This window comes from Halobacillus litoralis, from assembly GCF_009856445.1.
GTDB classification, from domain to species: domain Bacteria; phylum Bacillota; class Bacilli; order Bacillales; family Halobacillaceae; genus Halobacillus; species Halobacillus litoralis.
Map to the genome: position 1 here is coordinate 1 of NZ_WMFA01000020.1, position 7,198 is coordinate 7,198.

At 42.0% G+C, this 7,198-nt stretch carries 8 protein-coding genes and 1 rRNA gene; 7 read left to right on the plus strand and 2 right to left on the minus strand.

Features of this window, described 5'->3' with window-relative positions:
- Positions 1-220: 220 nt before the first annotated feature.
- Positions 221-691: a DinB family protein gene (locus tag GLW00_RS20030; RefSeq protein WP_160917018.1), complete on the minus strand. Its 471-nt coding sequence runs from the start codon at positions 689-691 to the stop codon at positions 221-223.
- Positions 692-904: 213 nt separating this feature from the next.
- Between GLW00_RS20030 and GLW00_RS20035 the strand changes: the two genes are divergently transcribed.
- Positions 905-1,672 carry a MerR family transcriptional regulator gene (locus GLW00_RS20035; RefSeq protein WP_160917020.1) on the plus strand — a complete coding sequence of 256 codons (768 nt, stop codon included), beginning with the start codon at positions 905-907 and terminating at the stop codon, positions 1,670-1,672.
- 169 nt (positions 1,673-1,841) lie between these two features.
- On the opposite strand, the gene GLW00_RS20040 is transcribed toward GLW00_RS20035, so the two are convergent.
- The gene (locus GLW00_RS20040) at positions 1,842-2,900 is read right to left on the minus strand and encodes a class I SAM-dependent methyltransferase (RefSeq protein ID WP_160917022.1); all 1,059 of its coding nucleotides are present in this window, start codon (positions 2,898-2,900) and stop codon (positions 1,842-1,844) included.
- A 399-nt stretch (positions 2,901-3,299) separates the two neighbouring features.
- Between GLW00_RS20040 and GLW00_RS20045 the strand changes: the two genes are divergently transcribed.
- From GLW00_RS20045 to GLW00_RS20060, 6 genes are all read left to right on the plus strand, one after another.
- Positions 3,300-4,070: a LysM peptidoglycan-binding and 3D domain-containing protein gene (locus GLW00_RS20045; protein ID WP_160917028.1), complete on the plus strand. Its 771-nt coding sequence runs from the start codon at positions 3,300-3,302 to the stop codon at positions 4,068-4,070.
- A gap of 335 nt (positions 4,071-4,405) precedes the next feature.
- On the plus strand, positions 4,406-4,561 hold the full coding sequence (locus tag GLW00_RS20575) for a hypothetical protein (RefSeq protein ID WP_167356080.1): 156 nt from the start codon (positions 4,406-4,408) through the stop codon (positions 4,559-4,561).
- A gap of 190 nt (positions 4,562-4,751) precedes the next feature.
- Entirely contained in the window at positions 4,752-5,552 is an 801-nt protein-coding gene (locus GLW00_RS20050; protein WP_160917024.1) for an SDR family NAD(P)-dependent oxidoreductase, read from the plus strand.
- 21 nt (positions 5,553-5,573) lie between these two features.
- The gene (locus GLW00_RS20055) at positions 5,574-6,593 is read left to right on the plus strand and encodes a MoeB/ThiF family adenylyltransferase (protein ID WP_160917026.1); all 1,020 of its coding nucleotides are present in this window, start codon (positions 5,574-5,576) and stop codon (positions 6,591-6,593) included.
- Positions 6,594-6,656: 63 nt separating this feature from the next.
- On the plus strand, positions 6,657-6,749 hold the full coding sequence (gene yxzF, locus GLW00_RS20980; protein ID WP_500683506.1) for a small protein YxzF: 93 nt from the start codon (positions 6,657-6,659) through the stop codon (positions 6,747-6,749).
- A gap of 381 nt (positions 6,750-7,130) precedes the next feature.
- A 16S ribosomal RNA gene (locus tag GLW00_RS20060) occupies positions 7,131-7,198 on the plus strand; the annotation flags it as partial.

Genomic DNA, 7,198 nt, shown 5'->3' on the forward strand with positions numbered 1-7,198 from the left:
AACAACTTTCTTCTTAACTTCTTCAGGATAATGAACTTTTTTACCCATAAGAAAAACACCTCCAAGTGTAAGTAGTATTACAACTTTGAAGGTGTTTTATTAAGTCTCATTTTATTAGGTCACTCTAGAGCATGGGGGTGTTTTTTGTGATTCTAAATGGAAGAAAAAGGTGTACCAGGTCATCCATATTATGGATGACCTGGTACAGTTATATTAGCCGCTACTCAAACAATAGGATTTCCGGATCTTTTTTATAGGTGTGGACTAACATGGCGTGCAATTGACCGCGATGGTGGTACATATGGGCGACTGTTTGGATCAGCCATTCAAAACGTGTATTCGTCACTCCCCACCAGGACGTGGTTTCTGTGTGTAGATGCTCTTCGGTGTAGTTTTCGAATTGTGTTTTAAGTTGAGCGAAGTTTTCAAATAGACGTTCTAAGATGTCATCTTTTGTTTTCATTGATACCGTTTCATAGAAGTGCTCCATCTCTGCTTTTGAAGCCCCTTCTGCGATGTGCCCATCAGCCGCAGGGATTGCTGCAATGTGTTCGAGCAATTCCCCAATGGAGTACTTTCCCTCTGTGGGTCTTAGGGTCAAATCTTTTTCGGATAACTGACCGACCATTTCGGAAATGGATGCTATAACGATTTCTAATTGATGAAAAGCGCTCTGACAGTACATATTCATAGGAACACAACCTTATTAAAATTGTTATTCCTCCTCTTATTCTCCGACCTTCGACTAAATCCCTTTTCGAAGCGGAAAACTACATGAAACGACGAAAATCGCCCTAAGTGTTTTTTGCTTTCTGCATAGAAAGACCTACATATGATTTGTGAAAAAAGAAGTTGACTCTGACGTTACGTCATAGCTTATCGTTAAATGTGAGGTGATCACCAGATGTTTAAAGTGAAAGAAATGGCGGAGATGACAGGGGTCAGTGTGCGCGCACTGCACCATTATGATCACATCGATTTGTTATCACCGAGCCATGTAAGTGAAAAAGGCTACCGTTTATATAGTGAAAAAGAGTTGGCGCGTCTTCAGCAGATTCTATTCTTTAAAGAGATGGATTTCTCTTTGAAAAGGATTAAGGAGATTCTTGAGGATCCTTATTTTGATGAAGCTGTTGCATTGCAGCGCCACCGTGAGATTTTAAGAGAAAAGAAAAAACGGTTGGAGCGGTTAATCCAGTCGGTGGATCAGACGCTCCAATCGTTGGAAGGAGAAGATCATATGGAAAATGAAGACCGTTTCCGCCCGTTTGATAAGAGTGAGATTGAAGCCCATCAGAAAAAGTATGAGAAAGAAGTGGAGGAGCGTTGGGGAGACACGGATGCATACAAGCAATCCAAACAGAAAGCATCTCAATATACAAAGGAAGATTGGGAGAAGATTCAGCAAGAAGGAGATGAAATTGACCGTGAGCTTGTAAAATTAATGGATCGTGACCCTTCTGATCCTGATGTTCAGCATTTAATTGATAGAAAACGTCAGCACATCACTGATTACTTTTACGAGTGCAGTCTGGATATTTTCAGAGGGCTGGGTGATATGTACGTCAACGATCCCCGTTTTACCAAAAACATCGACAAATGGAAAGAAGGTTATGCCGAATTCCTAAGTAAAGCCATGCACGCATACTGCGACCAGAAGAAAGAGAAATAACCGCTAAAGGGGAGGGAATAATTGCAGGACCAGGTCATACAATTATTCCCACCAAATCAAGAACCGATAGACGCAGCTAAAATGATAGCGCCTATCGGTTTTATTTCTGAGTTTTTTCAATCGATCTGTTCCTTTTTCTTCCGTACCAGGTCATACATATTTTTACATATTAACGGGGTTGGCAAATGAGCCCGTTGTGTACTTTGATGTAACCGTGTCTGAGGATATCAAATCCTGCTTCATACATATAGAGTCCCATTTGTTCGACAGTCATGAGTTCCCGGTAGGTATGGTTCATCACGTCGGCCATGACATGATAATAAAGACGGGAGCGGAACTGGTTGCGGGGAGTGGTCATAATCGCATAGCCGCCTTCTTTTAGAAAGCGCCGGTGCCAGTCAGCGACTTCCGGCTTGTATTCGTCAGGAAAGTGTTCCAGCAGACCTACGGAAAGGACGATATCGAATTCTTTACCGAAATCAAGGTTGCGTATATCGTCAACGACATATTCGATGTTCAGGTCATCTTTATATATGACTTTCCACTGTCCTGTTTTAGGATTTTCCCCTAAGAAAGGATAATGCTCAGGGAATTCGCCAAATCGTGTGGTCTTGCAAAACTCATCATAATCGACCATGACTATTTCTGCTCCTGGATACATGGCCCCAAGCTGCATGGCTTCGTAACCTTCCGCCGCTCCTAGGAAGAGAATACGAGGGCGGTGGACATGCAATCCTTCAAAAAGGGCCCTTTTGCCACGAGGGTCCCAAATTCCATCCTGAATTCTATGGACATAATTCCATAACTGCAGTTGAACAAGATCACCAATCGCTTGTTTTACTTGTACAGGCTTAAATGAAGTGAGGCTTCGCAAGAAATGTTTTTTGCTTTGGTTCTTTTCCTGAGGTACATCTTTGATGAACCACTCATGAAAAGATTTGTTGAAATAGGTCCATGAAGTGTGCGGATCCATCACTTGATCGTTCTTTTTCTCCCATTCCGTCCGTTCTTTGGAGTAATTCGTGACTTCAAAAGGTTTACCTACATCCTTCCATGACAATAGAGACCAATCGGATACCGTGTTTACGCGTACGAACTTATTGTACTCTTTCTCTGAATAACGTCTAAGATCAACACGGTATTGCGGGTGGGAAAACGTTTCGTCCATATGCTTTTCGCTATAAGGTTTAGTTAACCTTGAATGTTTGACCGCCGCTTCTCCTAACATGGACCAATCACCTCTCCATAACATTTAGTACAACTATAACCGCTAATGTAAACGTTTACAATATCAACCATTCTGCAACAGCCCAATAATTGTATGACCAGGTCTTACAGTATCTGGTGTACCAGGTCATACAATTATTCCCTAATATAGAACGTGAGTTTAGGTTCGGCTTGTACGTATAAACGCAATGAGACGCATTTGGCTTTAGCGTAGGTACATTTATCCATTACAACCGGATTATTACACTGAAGTAAAGATGATGTAATGTTTGAAAAGTTATTGTTGTGTTCCTGTTATTGGCATATGAGCTGTGCGTGTTACAGTAGGAATTGTGATTTTGAGACAGCGCTTAGCCGAGGGCTGAGCGAGAGCTGTTTACCAAGGAGGAAATTTAACATGATGAAAAAAACAATTGTTTCTTTGGCGGCGGTCGCATCGGTTTCGGCAGTAACAGCAACAGCAGTAAGTGCAGATGAAATTAAAGTAGAAAAAGGAGATACTCTTTGGGGCATTGCTCAAAACAATGGAGTATCTGTGAATGATATAAAAGAAGAGAACGGTTTGAACTCTAATCTGATTTTCCCTAATCAAGTACTTTCTATTAACGAAGGGCAGAACGGACAAGCTCAATCCCAAACATCCAGCAGTGTTCACACGGTTCAATCTGGTGACACTCTTTACAGCATTGGACAAGCAAATGATGTAAGCGTGCAGGAACTGAAAGCTTGGAACAACCTGAACTCCAATCTGATCTATCCTGGAGAGAAACTGACTCTAAATGGAGCAGCAGTTGCAGAGCAGTCCACACCTGACCAGGGCTCAAGCAATGAAACAGCAGAAGCAGAGCAGACATCCAGCCAACCAGCAGATGATGGTGTGGTTAAAACATTGAACATGGAAGCTACCGCTTATACTGCATTCTGTGAAGGTTGCTCCGGAACAACCTCAACTGGAATTGACTTGAGAGCAAATCCAGATCAAAAGGTTATTGCCGTAGACCCGAACGTGATCCCACTAGGTTCTGAAGTTTATGTAGAAGGCTATGGTAAAGCAATCGCCGGCGATATCGGCGGTGCAATCCAAGGCAACCGTATCGACGTATTCATGGCAGATCGTTCTGATGCCCTTGACTTTGGGCGTAAAAGTGTAGAAGTAAAAGTATATGAATAATATAGATGGAGACGATCCTTTTAAGGGTCGTCTCTTTTTGTTTTTCCGCTGATATGCGTTTTAAAACGCCCTCTTTAAAAATGGACATTTATTTAAAATTTCCTCTTTCATATAGGCTACCCAACGTTGTAAAATATAAAAAATGACATGTTTCCACATAAATAGGTTTGAAAATCAACCCGCACGGAAATTGTTCAGCAATGATGATTCCTTAAATAAGCGATCCAGTTAGAAAAAACGTATAAAACTTAAATTTTTCTTGCGTTTACGACGTTTTACTAATAATATCAAGGGGAATCGTATTATATACTAAGAAAAGAAGGGAGGACACCACGATGACTCTGCTATACTCAAAAGCCCGTGAGCTGTTCGATCAGGATTATAAAAACAGCCCGGAAGCACAAGTTCAATCAAAAGGTAAAGGCGTGAAGCGTACACGGAGTGGAAAGGTTCTATTCTCTTTCCGTAAGCAGACCAACAAGCGGAAATAGCATTAGAAGTCGTGGAGGTAGCTATGAGAAGTAACAAAAAAAGAATCAACATGGTCGACTATTTCAAACGAGTTGTCCCGTGGATCAGCGTTTCAATGACAAGATATGTCATGAAGCGCTGATTTTTTATATTCGGGAAGGTTTACATATATGAAGGATGGGTTATCGTATTCGCTAAGGAGGCGAAAGTATGAACATTTTTTCAAGCGAAGCTTTAAAAGGGGAACACATTCTTGTTACTGGTGCGACAGGTGGAATTGGGTATGAAACGGCTAAGGAAGTTGTTCGTTCCGGAGGTTATGTGACGATAACTGGCAGGAACGAGGAGAAGCTTGCCTCGTTAAAAAAAGAATGTGCTACGATAAATGATGAAATGAACGTTTATATAAGTACCGCTGATTTGAATAATGAAGCAGATCGAATAAAAGTAGTACGGGAAGCGAGAGAGGCGATCGGTCCGGTAACAGGGCTTGTTAATTCAGCTGGCGTCATTGGTGGAGGACCGCTCGAAGATCTAAAAGAGGAAGACTTACGTAAGGTGATGGAACTTAACTATTTCTCTACCGTCCTTTTTACACAGGAAGTCTATAAAGATATGAAAGTAAACGGACGTGGAAGTATTGTCAATTTATCTTCCCTTTCTGGTTTGCGAGGTACGCATTCCGGCACTGCTTACAGTGCTTCAAAATTTGCCATTACAGGTTTCACACAGTCTTTCGCTCATGAAGCTATTGAACATGGAATTCGCGTCAACGCCGTATGCCCTGGCTACGTAGACACAGAAATGGGGCAGGAAGCCATCCGTTTAAAAGGGGAACGGGAAGGAAGAAGTTATGAAGAACAAAGGAAAGCGGCTGAACAAGGAATTCCTTCGGGAAAGTTGAGTGAACCGGATGAAGTGGCCCGGTCCATTGTCTACCTGTTATCGGAGGCATCGACAAATATTGTTGGCGAATCTTTGAAAATATCTGGAGGAAGCGTTATGCGATAAGAAAATAAGGAGGTGGGCCCTTTGCCAGGAGAACGATATTCAAGACAACAGCTCTTCCAACCAATAGGAGAAAAAGGGCAGCGCCGTCTGAAAGAATCGCACGTGCTCATGATCGGGGCTGGTGCGCTGGGGACAAGCAGTTCAGAGCAGCTTGTAAGAGCAGGGATAGGAAAATTAACCGTTATTGATCGGGATTATGTGGAATTCAGTAACCTGCAGAGACAGCAGTTATTCACAGAAAAAGATGCGGAAAGCCGTATGCCTAAAGCGGTGGCTGCTAAAGAACGATTGGAAAAAGTGAATAGTGAGGTCCGTATTCATGCAGTAGTAGATGATGTTCAAGTAGAAGAACTTGAAAGCTATTCACAAGGTATCGATTTGATTATCGATGGAACGGATAATTTCGAAACACGTATGCTCATCAACGATTTCACACAAAAACACAAAATCCCCTGGATTTATGGGGGGTGCGTAGGAAGCCACGGGATGGCCTATACCATCATCCCCGGTATGAACCCTTGTTTGTCATGTTTGATGAGAAGCATCCCGCTCGGTGCGGCTACATGTGATACGGTTGGAGTGATTAGCCCGGCGGTTCAAATGGTCGCTGCCCATCAGGTGGCAGAAGCTTTGAAAGTGCTGGTAGGGGATTTTCTTTCTATACGTAAAGAACTGGTTACCTTCGATCTTTGGAATAACGACTATACTTCTATTAAAACCGCTCGTGTCAGAACGGAAGGCTGCCCCTCTTGTGGAGAAGAACCAACTTATCCTTATCTATTAGGAAACAACTCGACGAAGGTTGCTGTTCTATGCGGGAGAGACACCGTGCAGATACGTCCGGGTAACAAGGGGCAAAGAGATCTGGAGGAGTTGAAAAAGCGACTGCCGGACGGAGAGACTCAGGAGAATCCTTTTTTGTTATCCTATAAAAATTCACAATACCGCATGGTTTTCTTCCGGGATGGCCGTGTATTGATCCACGGTACAAAAGATATTAAGGAAGCAAAAGCGTTGTATCATAAAATCGTTGGTGGTTGATATGGTTTGTCCAGGAAAAGAAAAGGGAATATATAAATCAACAACTAATAAGGAGAGTGCAACATGGGACGACTACTAAAACGAGTGTTCAAATATGGACCTGTGGTATATCCGATCATTAAAAAAATCATGAGGAAACGAAGAGGACGTTATTAAAAGCGAGCAGGGACCTGCTCGCTTTTATTTTTTCTTCTATATAATAAGGAAGAAAAAGATAAAATGTATTCTATTGATCTAGAAAACTAAAAAAACATTAAAAAACCTATTGCGTCATCCGAAATGCCATGGTATATTATTACTTGTCGCGTTAAGAGAGCGGCAAGCCGCAACAGCTTAACAAAATAAATCATAAAAAAGTTGTTGACGAAAACAACTACACATGATATATTAATTAAGTCGCTGTTTTGAAGCGGCAAACAAAACATTTGATCTTTGAAAACTGAACGAACCAACCAGTACGTCAAAACATTTCTTCTTTATAGAAGAGATTTGAAACAAAGCACATTCGGTGTGCAAATGAGCAAGTCAAACTTAACTTTTATGGAGAGTTTGATCCTGGCTCAGGACGAACGCTGGCGGCGTGCCTAATACATGCAAGTCGAGCG